Source organism: Roseomonas sp. SRI_022 (assembly GCF_057586215.1).
Window position 1 is genome coordinate 110038 of the sequence record NZ_JBYCZL010000016.1, and the last position, 15356, is coordinate 125393.

Sequence of the window (15356 nt, forward strand, 5' to 3'; positions counted from 1 at the left end):
AAATCATGCCAACTCCTGCTGATGCAGCGCCGATTCTTATTGGTCACATCGGTTTGAATCCACCATCGCGTTCGACAGAACGCGCTAATTTCTCGCAGCTCGTTCATTCATAATTATGATTCACATGATTTCATATACTTACGAAAGCCAAATATTCTAACACATCATCGAATTCCATAGATTCTAATATGATGTTTCTGATTGTTCATCAATAAATCCTGGAAGTAGATCACCATGCCGAGTTGGTGATGATTCTGGCTATTTCGTCAGATTCCATCGAAGATTCACTCTTCGATGAATTCTTCAGAAATTCCGGAAGCGTGTCGCTGTGCCCGGCCATCGCCCAAGGAATCATTCGCAAGAAAACGGGAGATTCGAGTCATGGCATACGCGTTCAACGCTTTGAACAGCACGCGGTTTACCCTGACAGGGACCATACTCAATGATGTCGTCGACCTGAGCGACAACATCATACAAAAGGACGAAGTCAGTCCTGTCTTGCCGCAGGATGTCGATCTTCTGGCGGGCGGCCTTGGCTTCTTCCGACAGATCACTATCACCGGCGGACTCGGCGATGATTCGGTCATCGCCGGCAATAACGTGCTCGCGGCGCTCTTCGCCGATGGCGGCGACGGCAACGATTTCCTGGATGGTGGGCTCAACAACGACAGCCTGGCCGGCGGCGCCGGCAACAACACCATCAACGGCTATGACGGCAACGACACCATTACCGCCAACGGCGGCAATGATGTGCTGATCGGCGGGGCCGGCAATGACTCGATCCTGGCCGGCGCCGGCAACAACCTGGTCACGGGCGGCGACGGCAACGACACCATGACCGCCAATGGCGGCGACGACACCATGGATGGCGGTGCAGGCGACGACCGCATCAACGCCGGCAACGGCAACAACCTGACCACGGGCGGCGACGGCAACGACAACATCACCGCCGGTACCGGCCAGGACAACATCAGCGGCGGCGCGGGCAATGACTTCATCGGCGCCGGCGGCGGGAACAACGTCGTGCTTGGTGGAGACGGCGACGACACCATCACGGCGAATGGCGGCAACGATTCCCTGGACGGCGGTGCCGGCAATGATTCCATCACCGCGGGCAACGGCGACAACACCGTCCTCGGCGGAAGCGGTGATGACACCATGACGACCGGTGCCGGCGCCGACACCATCAACGGCGGCGATGGCAACGACCTCATGACCGCCAATGGCGGCAACGACACCGTCGATGCGGGCGGCGGCAACGACACGGTCAGCGCGGGCAGCGGCGACGATTCCGTTGTCGCGGGCGAGGGCAATGATTCCGTCCAGGGCGGCGATGGCAACGACACCATCCAGGGCGATGCCGGCAATGATACGATCACCCCCGGCACCGGCGAGGACGTGGTCTTCGATGGCGACGGCAACGACCGCATCACCCTCTCGGACGGCTTCAATGACACGGTGCACAACACCAATGACGGCGGGCGCGACGTGTTCGTGTGGAGTGCCCTCCTCCCGCCAGCCGCGACCGAGCCGGAATGGGACCACATCGACTACTTCGATGTGACCCGCCCCGTGAACCACGACCAGCTCAACCTGGTGGGCCTCGGGAACAACCTGTTCATGGATGTCTGGGGCTCGGCCGACGACAGCGGCGCGGTCGCAGTCTACACGAGCAGGGCCAACATGGACAGCGGCGCGGCGAGCCTGGTGATCGAGTGGGACAACGGCACGCCGTTGGAACGCATCAACATCGGCATCCAGACTGGCGCCGACATCAGGATCGGCTTGGGCTGGACGGTGCGCGACGCCGTGAGCGGCGACACCATCTTCTGATCCACACCCGTTGGGGCGGCCGCGTCAGGCGGCCGCCCGTCACCGCGGCAGTGATCGATGGCCGGGGGGGAGTTCGCTCCCCCCCAATGCGTTGTCATCCCGCTGCGATGGCGCGCGTGTGTCAGGCGTCCACCAGCGCCACCGACGTGTCGGTGCACTCCGCGGCCTTGTCGAGGGTGCGCACGCAGACGCCGTACTGCGCAAGCTCGGCGGCCATGGTCAGGCCAACCGGTCCGCACCGACGACCAGGACAAGTGACGTCAGCGAGAACCCCATCCGCTGTAAGGAACCGGGGAATGCTGGCGACCTCGGTCGGAGCCGGGACGCTACGCGTCCAGCATCTCAGGCGGAGCGAAAACGAAGCGGCGTTCCCGCGGCCGGTCGAACAGACCCATCAGCGCCTTGGCGCGCTCGGCTGCGTCCGGCGCGCCATCGAAGGCGATGCCCTGCCGCGCCTGATCGTCGGTGAGGCCGATGTAGCCCATCCAGGCGCGGGTGAAGGTCTCGAGGTCGGCGGCGATGACGACATCCACGGGATGACCAGGATCCTTCATGCAGAGATCCACATGCGGATGCATGAAGACGAACCACCAGCTCCGCGTCGCCGTGCGGGCGGCGGGGATGTTGCGGAAGTCGAAGCGGACGACGAAGCGCGACGCCGGAACGGCGGAGCGCTGGATCTGGCCACCGATACTCTGCAGCAGGAAATGCGGATCGAAATCCTCCGGCCGCAGGATGGTCTGCGTGTGGCGCTGGCCCCACAGGCTCAGCGCCTCGATGATCGGGCGGAATTCCTCGCCCGCCGGGGTCAGCGCATAGACGTTGCCCGGGCCGCTCGGCTTCATGGTGATCGAGATCACACCATGATGCTCAAGATCGCGCAGCCGCTGCGCCAACAAGGTCTTCGACATCAGCGGCAGGCGCCGACGAAGATCATTGAATTGTGCTGGGCCGCAGCAAAGTTCGCGCACAATCAACGGCGTCCAGCGCTCCGCAAAAAGCTCGCACGTCTTGGCGACGGGGCAGAACTGTCCATAGCCGGGCATGCTGCACCATCTGATCGTGACGCAGATCAAATCAAGTCCATTTTCTGGCCTTGAACGCAGTTTCGGCCGGAGAGCACGGTCCCGCGCATCGCAACGGGTTAGCCGGAGGCACAGATGCCGGACGCATTGATCACCGACCTGCCGAAGACCGACTGGATCGCGCTCGCCGACCAGGTCGGGCAGGAAATCGCTGCTGCGGCGACGCTGCACGACGCCGAGGAAAGCTTCGTCGAGGAAGGCTTCCGCGCCCTGAAGGCCGCGGGCTTCTTCAAGGCGCTGGTGCCAGCCGAGCTCGGCGGCGCGGGTGCCGATTACCGCGTCATGTGCGACGCGATCCGCCGGCTCGGCACCTATTGCGGATCGACCGCGCTCGCCTTCTCCATGCATTCGCACCTGGTCGCGGTGCCGGCCTGGCGGTGGCGGCATGAGCAGGCGCCGGTCGAAGGGATGCTGAAGCGCGTGGCCGCCGAGGACCTCGTGCTGATTTCAAGCGGCGGATCGGACTGGCTGCCGAGCAATGGCAAGGCGGCGAAAGTGGAAGGCGGCTTCCGCGTCACCGCGAAGAAGGTCTTCTCCAGCGGCTGCCAGATGGGCGACCTGCTGGTGACCAGCGCGATCCATGACGACGCCGAGAAGGGCCCGACGGTCCTGCACTTCGCCGTCCCCTTCAAGGCGGAGGGCGTGCGGCGGCTCGACACCTGGCATGTGATGGGCATGCGCGGCACCGGTTCGCATGACGTGATGCTGGAGAACGTCTTCGTGCCCGATGCGGCGGTCGTCGCGCGGCGGGAACCGGGCAAGTGGCACATGCTGTTCCACCACATCTTCGCCCTCGCCTTCCCGCTCGTCTATTCGGCCTATGTCGGCGTGGCCGAAGGCGCGCGGGCGCGGGCGCTGGAGATCGCGCAGCGCAAGCCGGGCAGCCACGCGCTGACCGTCCTGGCGGGCCGGCTGGAGAACGCCTTCATGGCGGCCGAGATGTCGCTCGACCGCATGATCCGCATCGCGGAAACCGAGGCCCCCGGCCCGGCACGCACCAGCCGCGCGGCGATCGCGCACACGCTGACGGCGAAGGCGGCGATCGAGACGGTGGAATGCGCGATGGAACTGGTCGGCGGCGCGTCCTTCTTCCGCGACCTCGGGCTGGAGCGCGCCTTCCGCGACGTGCAGGGTGCCCGCTTCCATCCGCTGCAGGAAATGCCGCAATTGGAACTGACCGGGCGCATGGCGCTGGGGACGGGCATCGACGGGTGATGGAAGGGCTGTCGGGAGGGTAGCGCCCTCCCGGCAGCCACCCTCACGCGTCCAGCGCCTCTGCCTCCACGCTCGCCGCGTTCTCCTGGATGAACTGGAAGCGCAGCTCCGGCTTCCGTCCCATCAGTGCTTCGATGCGTTCGGAAGTCCGCGCGCGGTCCTCGGCCGGCAGGATCACGCGCAGAAGGGTGCGCTTCTTCGGGTCCATGGTGGTTTCCTTGAGCGATGCCGGTGGCATCTCGCCCAGGCCCTTGAAGCGGCTGACCTCGACCTTCTGGTTCGCCTTGAAGCGCTGCTTCAGCACGCGTTCGCGGTCCGCATCGTCCATCGCATAGACCGACACGCCGCCCGCCTGCAGGCGATAGAGCGGCGGCTGGGCGAGGAAGACCCGCCCCTGGCGCACCAGTTCCGGCAGTTCCTTGTAGAAGAAGGTCATCAGCAGCGCGGCGATATGCGCGCCGTCCACGTCGGCGTCTGTCATGATGACGACGCGGCCGTAGCGCAGCTTGCCGATGTCGAAGCGATCGCCGACGCCACAGCCGAGCGCCTCGATCAGGTCCTTCAGTTCCTGGTTCTGTCGCAACTTTTCGGTGGAGGCGGAGGCGACGTTCAGGATCTTGCCGCGCAGCGGGAGGACCGCCTGCGTCTCCCGATCGCGCGCCTGCTTGGCTGAACCGCCGGCGGAATCGCCTTCCACCAGGAACAGCTCGGTGCCCTCGGCACTCTCGCGCGAACAATCGGCGAGCTTGCCCGGCAGCCGCAGCTTGCGCGTCGCGCTCTTGCGCGGCGTGTCCTTCTCGGCGCGACGGCGCAGCCGTTCCTCCGCGCGCTCTATGGCGAAGGCGAGCAGGTTGTCCGCCGTCGCGGGATCTCCGGCCAGCCAATGGTCGAAATGGTCGCGCAGCGCGCCCTCGACGAGCTTCGCGGCCTCGGCGTTGGTCAGCTTGTCCTTGGTCTGGCCCTGGAAATGCGGGTTGCGGATGAAGACCGACAGCATGCCGGCCAGCCCGCCAAGCAGATCCTCGGCGGTCACGTTGCCCGCGCGCTTCTCCTTCTTCAGCTCGCCATAGGCGCGCAGGCCCTTGACCAGGGCGGCGCGGAAGCCGGCCTCATGCGTGCCGCCCTGCGGCGTCGGGATGGTGTTGGCGTAGGTGTTGAGGAAGCCTTCGCCACGCTCCACCCAGGTCGCCGCCCATTCGACGCGGCCGGCGCCATCGGGGAACTCCGCCTGCCCGGCCCAGGGTGCCGCGACCACGGTCGCCTGACCCTCGATCGCGGAGGCGAGGAAGTCCGACAGGCCACCGGGGAAATGCAGTACCGCTTCGGCCGGCGTGTCGTCCTTGATCAGCGACGGGTCGCAGGACCAGCGGATCTCGACACCCTGGAAGAGGTACGCCTTGGATCGGCAGAAGCGGAACAGCCGCGCCGGCCTGAATTCCAGCGCGCCGAAGATCTCCGGGTCGGGCTTGAAGCGGATGGTGGTGCCGCGCCGGTTCTGCACCGGCCCGGCATTCTTCAGCTTGGTGACCGGCTTGCCGCGTTCGTAGGACTGCGTGAACAGGGTTCGGTCGCGCGCGACCTCGACATCCAGCCGCTCGGCCAGCGCATTCACCACGGAGCTGCCGACGCCATGCAGGCCGCCCGAGGTGTCATACGCCTTGCCCGAGAACTTCCCGCCCGAATGCAGCGTGGTCAGGATGACCTCGAGCGCGGAGAGCTTCGGGAACTTCGGATGCGGATCGACGGGGATGCCGCGCCCGTTGTCGCGCACGGTGATCCAGTTGCCGGGCTCGAGGCTCACCTCGATGCGGTCGGCATGGCCGGCCACCGCCTCGTCCATCGCATTGTCGATGACTTCCGCGGAGAGGTGATGCAGCGCGTTCTCGTCGGTGCCGCCGATATACATGCCGGGGCGCCGCCGGACGGGCTCCAGCCCCTCCAGCACCTCGATGTCCTTGGCGGAATAGCCTTCGCTCTGCCCGGCGGCGCCTTTTCGCGCACCGCCCCGGCCGAACAGGTCGTTCATGTCTTGTTCCCTTAAGGCCGTGGAGAATACTCACCGCGGCGCCAGGAAACAACGCGGGTGGCGATTCGCTCCCCGCCCGGATCGTTTACGCCCCGAGTTCGAACCCCGAAACCGCCGCTTCCCGCGCCAGGGACAGGCTTTCGGCGAAATTGTCCCGCCGGGCGATGTTGGTGGCGACGAGCTGGCGGACCTCTCCGCCCCGCCCTGGCGCGGCGGCGGCCGCGGCGCGCTCAGCGATCTGGAAGGCGCCGGTCGGCGCATAGCCACGCAACCCGCCTTGCCCTTCCACCAGTGCGAAGCCGGACTGAGCGGGCCGAACCGTCACCGCCTGGCCGGCGGCGACGCGGCCGATCTCGGGCGCGCCAGCCTCGGGGCGCAGGCGCAGCGTCACGGTGGCGGCCGCGACGACGCTGCGGGTCGCACCGCTTTCGGCGCGGGCACGTCGCGCGGCCTCCCGCGAACCCGGCGCCGCGGCCTCGACCACCGCGTCGCGCTGGACGATACGGGCCTCGAGCGCATCCAGCACCGCCTGGGCGCGGGCCAGGTCGCGCTGCAGCCGCGCGCGCAGCGCGGCCATGCGCGTCTCGGCCGATTGGCGCGGCACGCGGTTGGCGGCGAGCTCGGCACGGATCGTCCGCGCCTCGATCCACCGGCAGTAGAGCAGCGCATCGAAGGCGATCTGCACCGCGTCGATATCGGCATTCTCCTGCCGCAGCGTCGCCTCCAGCCCTGCGCCGGGGGAGGCCGCGCTCCGGCTGAAATCGGTGGAGACGGTGCCGCGCGGCAATTGCCCCGGCGCGGTCCAACGGGCGCCCGGGGCGAGCAAGGCGTCACCCGACCCGTTGAAGCTGTTGAGTTGGTTCCGGCAGCCCTCGCCGGCATCGCCGCCGGCGCGCGGCACCGCGCAGCCTGGCAAGGCCAGCAACAGGGCAAGCGGCCCCGCCGCCAGCCAGTGGACGGCAGGCCTGCTCACCATTGATCGCGTCACGTGCTCCAGAACCCCTCGATGTCCCAGGACTCGTCGCCGGAGTTCTCGTCCACGCGGCAGAACAGGCAGTTGAAGGTTGTGAGGTTCGGGGCCGCCTTGGTGACCTCCTCGATGCAGGTCTTCAGCGAGACACCTGCGTGGAACCAGCGGTTGCGCACGGTGACCATGACGATGCCCATGTCGCCCGCCACCGCCTGCGTGCCGGCGTAGTCCATCTCCCATGCGGCCGCGTAATCGGAATCGCCGCTGAGGTGACGCCCCTGGTCCTTGCTCAGGAGGTAGTTCACGCAATCGTCACCGGCTGTGTAGACGAGGTCGGTGGCGGTCGGATGCGCGACCGGCTGGTGGTGCCGCAACTCCTGCGTGCCGGCGGCCAGGATGAAGCCGTGCGGCTGGTAGAAATTCACCGTGACGCCGGCCGGCACCCTGAAGGTCTTGTTGTCGAAGAAGTAGTCGTCGGAATCCGCGCCGCCGTGGCCCGTGATGTAGCAGGACGTGGCCGCCGTCAGGTCTCCCACGATGTAGAAATTCGTCGTGGAGTTCACCGGCGTGCCGCCGGCCGCCCAGTTCATGCTCGGCGTCGCGTGGATCTCGTGGCGCAGGTTGCTGCGCCACTTCTTGAAGACCTTGCCCAGATTGCTCATCGCGCCCTCTGCCGTGCCCCGCGCAGTGGAGCAGAGCACGTCCGGGCAGCACCTTCCACACCGATGGCCATGCTCTGGCCAGCGGCGTACGTCCCCGCGCGTCAGCCGAGATGCGCCTCGAGCATCCACAGCGCCTTGTCGAGCGTACGCGACAGGCCGGTCAGCAGGTCGGCCGTGTCGGCATCGCCGGCCTCGCCCGTCTCGTCGATGCCCGCGCGCACGGTCTTGGCCAGCGCGGCATAGCGCCCGGCAAGCGCCTTCACATGGTCCATCCCGTCGCGCAGGTCGGCCGGATAGGCGTCGAGGCGGGACTTGTCGCCCACCAGCTGCGTCGTGCCGTCGGGCGTGCCGCCAAGCTGGATGACGCGCTCGGCGATGTCGTCGGTGGCCTCGCCGAGCTGGTCGTAGAAGGTCTCGAACAGCGCATGCAGCGCGGCGAAGTGGGGACCGCGCACGGTCCAATGCGCCATGCGTACGCCGTTGGTCAGGTCCATCGCATCCGCCAGCGTGGCGTTCAGCACGCCGACCGACACTTCGCGCGCATTGGCGCCGAGGTCATTGCGGGTCGCATGCAGCTTGGCGGCCTTGGATTTCGCCATGGCGGGCTTCTCCTCGATGGTCGTGGACATGGGACGGAAACGTGGCAGGCCGGTCAAGGTTGTACCGTCAGGTAGCGGGCGGCCTCGGGCGGTCCCTCGCCGGTCTGGAAGCCTGCGGCACGCGCCAGCGCATGGCGGTCGGCGGGGTCGAGCCGGCCTGCCTCGCGTAGATGCTCGGTCCAGGATTCGACGGCCCAGAGCTCGATCCAGCGCTCGGGGTGGGCGACATCCTCCAGCAGGCGCCAGGCGACCGCCCCGCAGCGCAGGCGGACGCGCCGCGCCTCCCTCATGGCGGCAAGGAATGCGGCGCGGTCCTCGGGGTTCACCGTGTAGCGCACGACCTCGAGCACGCGGCCGGAATGCTCGTCGAGGATGTGGCGCAACTCGGCGGACGGCGCCTCGGGCAGCGGCATGGCAACCGCCGGCGGCTCGCTGGCCGGCGCGGTGTCGAGCCGCCAGCCGCGCACGCCGATGGCCGCCGCGGCGCAGATTCCCGCGGCAAGCAGCAGCGCCGGTTCAAGCCCAAGGACATTGCCCACCCACCCCCACAGCACCGCACCGGCCGTCATCGCGCCGAAGAAGCAGAGCTGGTAGATGCCGAGCGCTCGCGCGCGCACCCAGGCGGGCGTGGCGAATTGCGCCGACGCCTGCAGGGTGGAGGCGGCGGCCAGCCATCCGGCGCCGAACATCAGCATCGACACGCCCGCCGGCAACCAGTGGTTCGACACGCCGAGCAGCGCGAGCGAGGCCGCCGAGACGAGGGAGAAGGCGGTGACCATCGCCCCGCGCGTCGGCAGGCGCAGGCGCAGCGTCGGCAGCGCGAAGCCGGTCGCGACGGCGCCAATGCCCATCAACCCCAGCATGCCGCCATAGGATTCCGGCCCAAGGCCGAGCTTGTGGCGCACCACCAGCGGCAGCATCCCCCACACCGCCGCGGTGAAGAAGAAGAAGGTGCAGGCGCGCAGGATGGTTGCGCGCATCGCCGGGCTCGCCGCGACGAAGCGCAGCCCCGCGCGCATCGCGCTGAGGAAGTGCTCCGGCGGCATGGCACTGCGCGGTGCCTCCCGCCGCCAGGCCAGCAGCGAGAGCAGCAGCGTCAGGAAGCACACCGCATTCAGCGCGAAGGCGGCCTGGGTGCCGGCCAGCGCGATGACGAAGCCGCCAATCGCCGGGCCGACCGCACGCGACAGGTTGAAGCCGATGCCGTTCAGCGCGATGGCCTGCACCAGGTCCTCGCGCGGGACCAGTTCCGGGGTGGTGGCCGCCCAGGCTGGGAAGTTCAACGCATTGCCCGTGCCGATGCAGAAGGTGAAGAACAGCAGCCCCCAGGGACCGATCATCCCCGCCCAGGTCAGCAGCGCGAGCAGGGTCGCGACCACGAGCACCCAGGCCTGGGCGCCGATCAGGTAGACGCGGCGGTCGATGATGTCCGCCAGCGCGCCGGCCGGCAGCGCCAGCAGGAAGACCGGCAACATCGAGGCCGCCTGCACCAGGCTGACCATGACCGGGGACGGGTCCAGGCTGGTCATCATCCACCCCGCCCCCGTGTTCTGGACCCACAAGCCGATATTGGCCGCGAGGTTTGCCCACCAGAGCAGGCGAAAGGCGGGATGGCGAAGCGGTGCGAAGGCTGCGGGCATCGGGCCAAACTGACAGAAGCGGGCCGGGCGGGGGAAGGCCCCTCGGCGCTGGCGCGCCCTGTGCCGGGTCGGATAGCCTGCGGGCATGGCTGATCGCATCGCGACCTATGCGGAATTCTGGCCCCACTACCTGCGGGAGCACGCCAACCCGAGGACGCGCGCCATTCACGCCTTCGGCACGGCGGTGGGGCTGGTGCTGCTGGCGGCCGGGCTGCTGGCCGGGCCCTGGTGGCTGATCCTGGTCGCCGTCGTCGCCGGCTACGCCTTCGCCTGGGGCAGCCACATGCTGGTCGAGCGCAACCGCCCGGCGACCTTCACCTATCCGCTGTGGTCGCTGGGCTCGGATTTCAGGATGGCCTGGCTGATGGCGACAGGGCGGCTAGGCCCGGAGTTGGAGAAGGCCGGGCTGCGCTGAACGGGCGCCTCAGTCGAGCGTGGTCGCCGGCCCCGTCGGGCGCGCGGTGCGGTTCCAGATGCCGCGGATCTTCTCGCTGACGCCCACCGGGTCGGCGATGCCGCGCAGCACATGCACCTCCTCCGACCGGCCTTCCATCGACTTCACCACGATGTCGCCGATGCCGAGCAGGCGGTGATAGAGGCTCTGCTTCACCACCACGTCGCGGATGCGGAAGATCTCGATGTCGTCGCGGATCTTGGTCCAGAAGCCCTGGGTCAGGGTGATGCGCTCATTGGTCAGCGTGATGCGCTGCCGGCCGATGAAGGGCAGCCCCAGCATCAGCACGGAAAGGACGATCCAGAGCGGCCCATAGGAGCGCTTCGTCTCCCGTGCTTCCAGGATGACGGTTTCGGACATGCGGTGACCCCTGCCTGTCCTCGGGCATTACGGCCTGCCGCGCGGCGGGGCAACGGGAATGGTTTGGCGTGGCGAAGGCCGCAGTTGGAAGCGGCTTCCCAGCCAGAAGGCATATCGAAAAGCAAAATCTTTCTTCATCGACGGGTATTGCGGGGATCTAAAGGAATTGTTTTCTCTGACCGACACACATGCCCGGACCGCCCCCGATGTCGCAGATCTTCGTCATCCACGAGAACGACGCCTGGCTCGCCCCGCTGCGCGCCTCCTTCTTCGCCGCCGGCATCGCGCATGAGGAATGGTTCCTCGACCGCGGCGTCATCGACCTGACGCGACCGCCGCCGGCCGGCGTTTTCTACAACCGCATGTCGGCTTCCTCTCACACGCGCGGGCACACCTACGCGCCGGAATACGCGGCCGCGGTCATCGAATGGCTGGAACGGCACGGGCGGACGGTGGTGAATGGCCGGCGCGCGTTGCAGCTCGAAGTCTCGAAGGTCGCGCAATACGAAGCCCTGGCGGCCCACGGCATCCCGACCCCGGCGACCATTGCCGTGGTCGGCGAGGAACACATCCGCGAGGCCGCCGCACGCATCGGCTTCCCGCTGATCCTCAAGCACAACCGCGCCGGCAAAGGGCTCGGGGTGCAGTTGGTGAAGTCGCCCGGCGCGCTCGGCCAGGCCGTGGCGCGCATCGCGGCGAATGAGGACCCGCACGGCGCCCCGCGCGACGGCATCTGGCTGATCCAGCGCTACATCGCCGCCCCGGAGCCCTTCATCACCCGCGCCGAATTCATCGGCGGCAAGTTCCTTTATGCGGTGCGCGTCGACACCTCCGAGGGCTTTGAACTCTGCCCCGCCGATGCCTGCGCCGTCCCAGAAGGCGCGGCCTGCCCCGCCGTCGCCCCGGGCGAGAAGTTCCGCATCCTCGACGGCTTCACCCATCCGCTGATTCCGCGCATGGAAGCCTTCCTGGCCGCCAACAGCATCGGCGTCGGCGCCATCGAGTTCATCACCGACGCGGCCGGCGAAACCTTCGCCTACGACGTCAACACCAACACCAACTACAACCCTGAGGCCGAGCGCCGCGCCGGCGTCTCGGCGACCGACGCGGTGGTGCGGCACCTGATCGCGCTGCGGCCGCAGGCGGCGGAAGCGGCGTGATGGTCCGTCGCTTCCTCCTCGCCCTGGCGGTGGGCGTCGCGCTTGCAGCCCCTGCCATCGCGGAGGAAGCGCCACGCGACACTCGCCCGATCCGCTGGCTGGTCGGCCTGCCTGCCGGCAGCGGGCCAGACATGCTGACGCGGCTGCTGGCCGAACGGGTGTCGCCGCGGCTCGGCCGGCCGATCGTGATCGAGAACCGGCCGGGCGCCGCCGGCAACCTCGCCGCCGCGGCGCTGGCCCGCGCCGCGCCCGATGGTGCGACGCTCGGCACGCTGTTCGCGGCGACGCTGGCAATCAACCGGCACCTCTATCGCGACCTCGGCTTCGACCCGGCACGCGACTTCACGCCGATCAGCCATTTCGCCTCCTTCCCCGGCGTGCTGCTGGTGCATCCCTCAGTGCCCGTCGAGACGTTGGAGGAATTCGCCGGCTGGGTGCGGGCGCAGCCGCAGGCACCGCTTTGCGCCACCGGCGGCGCGGGGGTCGTACCGCACCTCGCCATGGCCTGGCTGATGCGCGAGATGGGTGGGCGCTGCGAGTTCATCCATTACCGCGGCAGCCCGGAGGCCCAGCGCGACCTCATCGCCGGGCGCGTGCCGGTGCTGCTGGATGGGCTGCCCACCTCCCTGCCCGGCCTGTCCGGCGGGCAGACGCGCGGCGTTGCGGTGACCTCCCTGCGGCCGAGCCCGCTGGCCCCGGAGCTCCCGCCCATCGCCACACGGCTGCCGGGCTTCGAGGCGCTGTCCTGGATCGCGGTCGGCGCGCCCGCCGGCCTGCCGGAACCGCTCGCCGCGCAGATCGAGGCGGCGGTGGCCGAAGCCATGGCCGACCCGGCGCTGCCGGCCCGCTTCCGCGCCGTCGGGGCGGAACCTGCGGCATCCGGCCGGGCAGCGCTCGTCGCGCGCATCGCGGCGGAGGATGCGCGCTGGGGTGCGCTGGTGCGCGAGGTGGGGATTGCGCTGGACTGATCCCGGGGGATTACCCGGTCAGCCAAGCCGCGAGCGCGGCGTTCACTGCCTCGGGCGTTTCCATCGTCGGCAGATGGCCGGCATCGGCGAAGTGGCGCAGCCGTGCCCCGGGGATCATCGCCGCCATCTCGGCGGCGAGGGGCGGCGGGGTCAGGGCGTCGTCCGCGCCCACGCCGACCAGCGTCGGCACCGCGATGCGCGCCAGATGCGGGCGTGAATCGATGCGATGCATGATCGCCTCCTGCTGGCGCAGGAAGGCATCCTTGCCGACCCGTTCGGCCATCTCCATCACCTCGGCCGCGATCGGGCCGTCCAGGCGTGAGGGGTGGATCAGCGTGGGCAGCAGCCGCGGTGTCACGCCACGGAACTGGCCGGATCGCGACAGCGAGATCAGGCCGCGGCGCCGGCGTTTCTGTTCATCCGTATCGGCACGTGCGCCGGTGTCGAGCAGCGCAAGGCGCGTCACCCGCTCCGGCGCCTGGCGCATGATTTCGAGTGCGACATAGCCGCCCATCGACAGGCCGGCCAGCGCGAAGGGGCCGTCCAGCGCCGCCAGGGCGCGCGCCGCCATCGCCTCGATCCGGTCATCCAGGGTGAGGTCGGCGACCACGGGCGTCGCAATGGGCGCCAGGGCGGCCGCCTGGTCCCGCCACAACCGCGCATCGCAGAGCAGGCCGGGCAGCAGCAACAGGGATGGCGGACGGGTCATGCTCTGGCTCTATCGCGCCCCACGCGGCCCGTCCATGCGTGGAACGCCGGCCGCGAGGCGCCGAAAACCTTGATCTTCTGGCCGAAGCGGCGCATATCCGGCGCGCTCGTGGATTGGCGGGCCGGATCGCCGGCCCCGGAGTGCGCCCCACCGGGGCTCGGCCACCCACCGCATACCCCGCTGTCGGCCCGTTGCGACGGGCCCATGGAAAAGAGCAACGTTGAACGAGCTTCCCCTGACGGCCGCGGAAGCGGCCGATGCCCCGGCTCAGCCGGCCCCCTCGCCCGAAACCTTCGTGGCGACATCCGCAGCCGAGCCTGAGGCCGAGATGGCCGAACCGGCCGCTCCCGAACCCTCCGCCGAGCCCGAAAGCGCGCCGGCGGTCGAGATCGTCGCCGCCGCGCCCGAGGCGGAGGAGGACGAGGTCCCCGAATATTCCGAGGAGGAGGCCGAGCCGGCGCCGCCGCGCACGACCTTCGCCGATATCGGCCTGTCGGACGAACTGCTCCGCGCCGTGTCGGAATCCGGTTACGTCCACCCGACGCCGATCCAGGAACACGCCATCCCCTGGGTGATGATGGGCCGCGACGTGCTGGGCTGCGCGCAGACCGGCACCGGCAAGACGGCGTCCTTCGTGCTGCCGATGCTCGACATCCTGACCGGCAGCCGGGCCAAGGCGCGCATGCCGCGCAGCCTGATCCTGGAGCCGACGCGCGAGCTCGCCCTGCAGGTCGCCGAGAACTTTGAGAAATACGGCAAGTACCTCAAGCTCAACCACGCCCTGCTGATCGGCGGCGAGAGCATGAACGACCAGCGCGACGTGCTCGAGAAAGGCGTGGACGTGCTGATCGCGACGCCGGGCCGGCTGCTCGACCTGTTCGATCGCGGCCGCATCCTGATGGCCGACTGCAAGCTGCTGGTGATCGACGAGGCCGACCGCATGCTGGACATGGGGTTCATCCCCGATGTCGAGCGCATCGTCAGCCTGATCCCGCAGATGCGCCAGACGCTGTTCTTCAGCGCCACCATGGCGCCCGAGATCCGGCGCCTGGCCGACGCCTTCCTGTCCAACCCGAAGGAGATCACCGTCTCCGCGCCGGCTTCCGTCGCGACGACGATCACCGCCGGGCTGGTCTATGTTCAGCCGCACGACAAGCGGGAGGCGCTGCGGCGCATGATCCGCGTCGAGCAGGTGCAGAATGCGCTGATCTTCTGCAACAAGAAGATTGAGGTCGATATCCTCTACAAGTCGCTGAAGAAGCACCGCTTCAGCGTCGGCGCCCTGCATGGCGACATGGATCAGGCGTCCCGCTTCGCGACGCTGAACGCGTTCAAGGCAGGCGAGCTGCAGTTGCTGGTCTGCTCGGACGTCGCCGCGCGCGGCATCGACATCGGCGGGCTGTCGCACGTCTTCAACTTCGACGTGCCGTTCCGCGACGAGGACTACGTGCACCGCATCGGCCGGACCGGCCGGGCGGGGCGCGAGGGCCACGCCTACACCATCGCGACCGCCGATGACGCGAAGAACGTCGCGGCGATCGAGAAGCTGACCGGCAAGCCGATCCCGCGCATGGCCGTCGAGGGTCTCGACACCGTGTCGGACGAGGAGATCGAGGAAGCCCGCAACGCGCCCAAGGGCCGCGGCCGCGGCCGTTCCGCCGCGCCGTCCAAGGGC

15 protein-coding genes are annotated in these 15356 nt (G+C 68.5%); 7 read left to right on the forward strand and 8 right to left on the reverse strand.

The features are described 5' to 3' along the window. The first annotated feature begins 294 nt into the window (after positions 1 to 294). Positions 295 to 1833 carry a calcium-binding protein gene (locus AC2YHJ_RS17045; RefSeq protein WP_487397285.1) on the forward strand — a complete coding sequence of 513 codons (1539 nt, stop codon included), beginning with the start codon at positions 295 to 297 and terminating at the stop codon, positions 1831 to 1833. 326 nt (positions 1834 to 2159) lie between these two features. On the opposite strand, the gene AC2YHJ_RS17050 is transcribed toward AC2YHJ_RS17045, so the two are convergent. After that, entirely contained in the window at positions 2160 to 2804 is a 645-nt protein-coding gene (locus AC2YHJ_RS17050; RefSeq protein ID WP_487397298.1) for a winged helix-turn-helix transcriptional regulator, read from the reverse strand. Here AC2YHJ_RS17050 and AC2YHJ_RS17055 point away from each other — a divergent pair. Together AC2YHJ_RS17055 and AC2YHJ_RS17060 are read left to right on the forward strand one after the other, a co-directional pair. Further along, complete coding sequence (locus tag AC2YHJ_RS17055) at positions 2697 to 2933, forward strand: hypothetical protein (protein ID WP_487397300.1); 237 nt, start codon at positions 2697 to 2699, stop codon at positions 2931 to 2933. The two genes, AC2YHJ_RS17050 and AC2YHJ_RS17055, sit on opposite strands and share 108 nt — an antisense overlap. Before the next feature lie 60 nt (positions 2934 to 2993). Further along, positions 2994 to 4133 (forward strand): acyl-CoA dehydrogenase family protein, encoded by a 1140-nt coding sequence (locus tag AC2YHJ_RS17060; RefSeq protein WP_487397286.1) that lies wholly within the window; start codon positions 2994 to 2996, stop codon positions 4131 to 4133. Between the two features lie 43 nt (positions 4134 to 4176). Here the strand turns inward: AC2YHJ_RS17060 and parE are convergent, their stop codons facing one another. The 5 genes from parE to AC2YHJ_RS17085 form a co-directional block, all read right to left on the reverse strand. Beyond that, positions 4177 to 6159, reverse strand: coding sequence for a DNA topoisomerase IV subunit B (parE, locus tag AC2YHJ_RS17065; protein ID WP_487397287.1), 1983 nt, complete (start codon positions 6157 to 6159; stop codon positions 4177 to 4179). A gap of 85 nt (positions 6160 to 6244) precedes the next feature. Continuing rightward, complete coding sequence (locus AC2YHJ_RS17070; RefSeq protein WP_487397288.1) at positions 6245 to 7135, reverse strand: SH3 domain-containing protein; 891 nt, start codon at positions 7133 to 7135, stop codon at positions 6245 to 6247. Between the two features lie 8 nt (positions 7136 to 7143). Next, entirely contained in the window at positions 7144 to 7791 is a 648-nt protein-coding gene (locus tag AC2YHJ_RS17075; protein ID WP_487397289.1) for a putative adhesin, read from the reverse strand. A gap of 101 nt (positions 7792 to 7892) precedes the next feature. Beyond that, positions 7893 to 8420, reverse strand: a complete 528-nt coding sequence (gene dps, locus AC2YHJ_RS17080; protein ID WP_487397290.1) for a DNA starvation/stationary phase protection protein Dps — start codon at positions 8418 to 8420, stop codon at positions 7893 to 7895. Positions 8421 to 8443: 23 nt separating this feature from the next. Next, positions 8444 to 10030 (reverse strand): MFS transporter, encoded by a 1587-nt coding sequence (locus tag AC2YHJ_RS17085; RefSeq protein WP_487397291.1) that lies wholly within the window; start codon positions 10028 to 10030, stop codon positions 8444 to 8446. A gap of 85 nt (positions 10031 to 10115) precedes the next feature. Here AC2YHJ_RS17085 and AC2YHJ_RS17090 point away from each other — a divergent pair, with 85 nt between their 5' ends. Beyond that, positions 10116 to 10445, forward strand: coding sequence for an Mpo1-like protein (locus AC2YHJ_RS17090; RefSeq protein WP_487397292.1), 330 nt, complete (start codon positions 10116 to 10118; stop codon positions 10443 to 10445). A gap of 9 nt (positions 10446 to 10454) precedes the next feature. Here AC2YHJ_RS17090 and AC2YHJ_RS17095 read toward each other — a convergent pair whose 3' ends face one another. Next, entirely contained in the window at positions 10455 to 10844 is a 390-nt protein-coding gene (locus tag AC2YHJ_RS17095; RefSeq protein ID WP_487397293.1) for a PH domain-containing protein, read from the reverse strand. A gap of 206 nt (positions 10845 to 11050) precedes the next feature. Here AC2YHJ_RS17095 and AC2YHJ_RS17100 point away from each other — a divergent pair, with 206 nt between their 5' ends. Then, positions 11051 to 12004, forward strand: coding sequence for an ATP-grasp domain-containing protein (locus tag AC2YHJ_RS17100; protein WP_487397294.1), 954 nt, complete (start codon positions 11051 to 11053; stop codon positions 12002 to 12004). Beyond that, entirely contained in the window at positions 12004 to 12972 is a 969-nt protein-coding gene (locus tag AC2YHJ_RS17105; RefSeq protein ID WP_487397295.1) for a Bug family tripartite tricarboxylate transporter substrate binding protein, read from the forward strand. Before AC2YHJ_RS17100 ends, AC2YHJ_RS17105 begins: the two co-directional genes overlap by 1 nt. 10 nt (positions 12973 to 12982) lie before the next feature. Here AC2YHJ_RS17105 and AC2YHJ_RS17110 read toward each other — a convergent pair whose 3' ends face one another. Continuing rightward, a complete protein-coding gene (locus AC2YHJ_RS17110) occupies positions 12983 to 13681 on the reverse strand; it encodes an alpha/beta fold hydrolase (RefSeq protein ID WP_487397296.1) in 699 nt (232 codons plus the stop codon). A 328-nt stretch (positions 13682 to 14009) separates the two neighbouring features. Between AC2YHJ_RS17110 and AC2YHJ_RS17115 the strand changes: the two genes are divergently transcribed. Further along, positions 14010 to 15356: DEAD/DEAH box helicase (locus AC2YHJ_RS17115; protein ID WP_487397299.1), on the forward strand; the 1347-nt coding region annotated here is incomplete at its 3' end.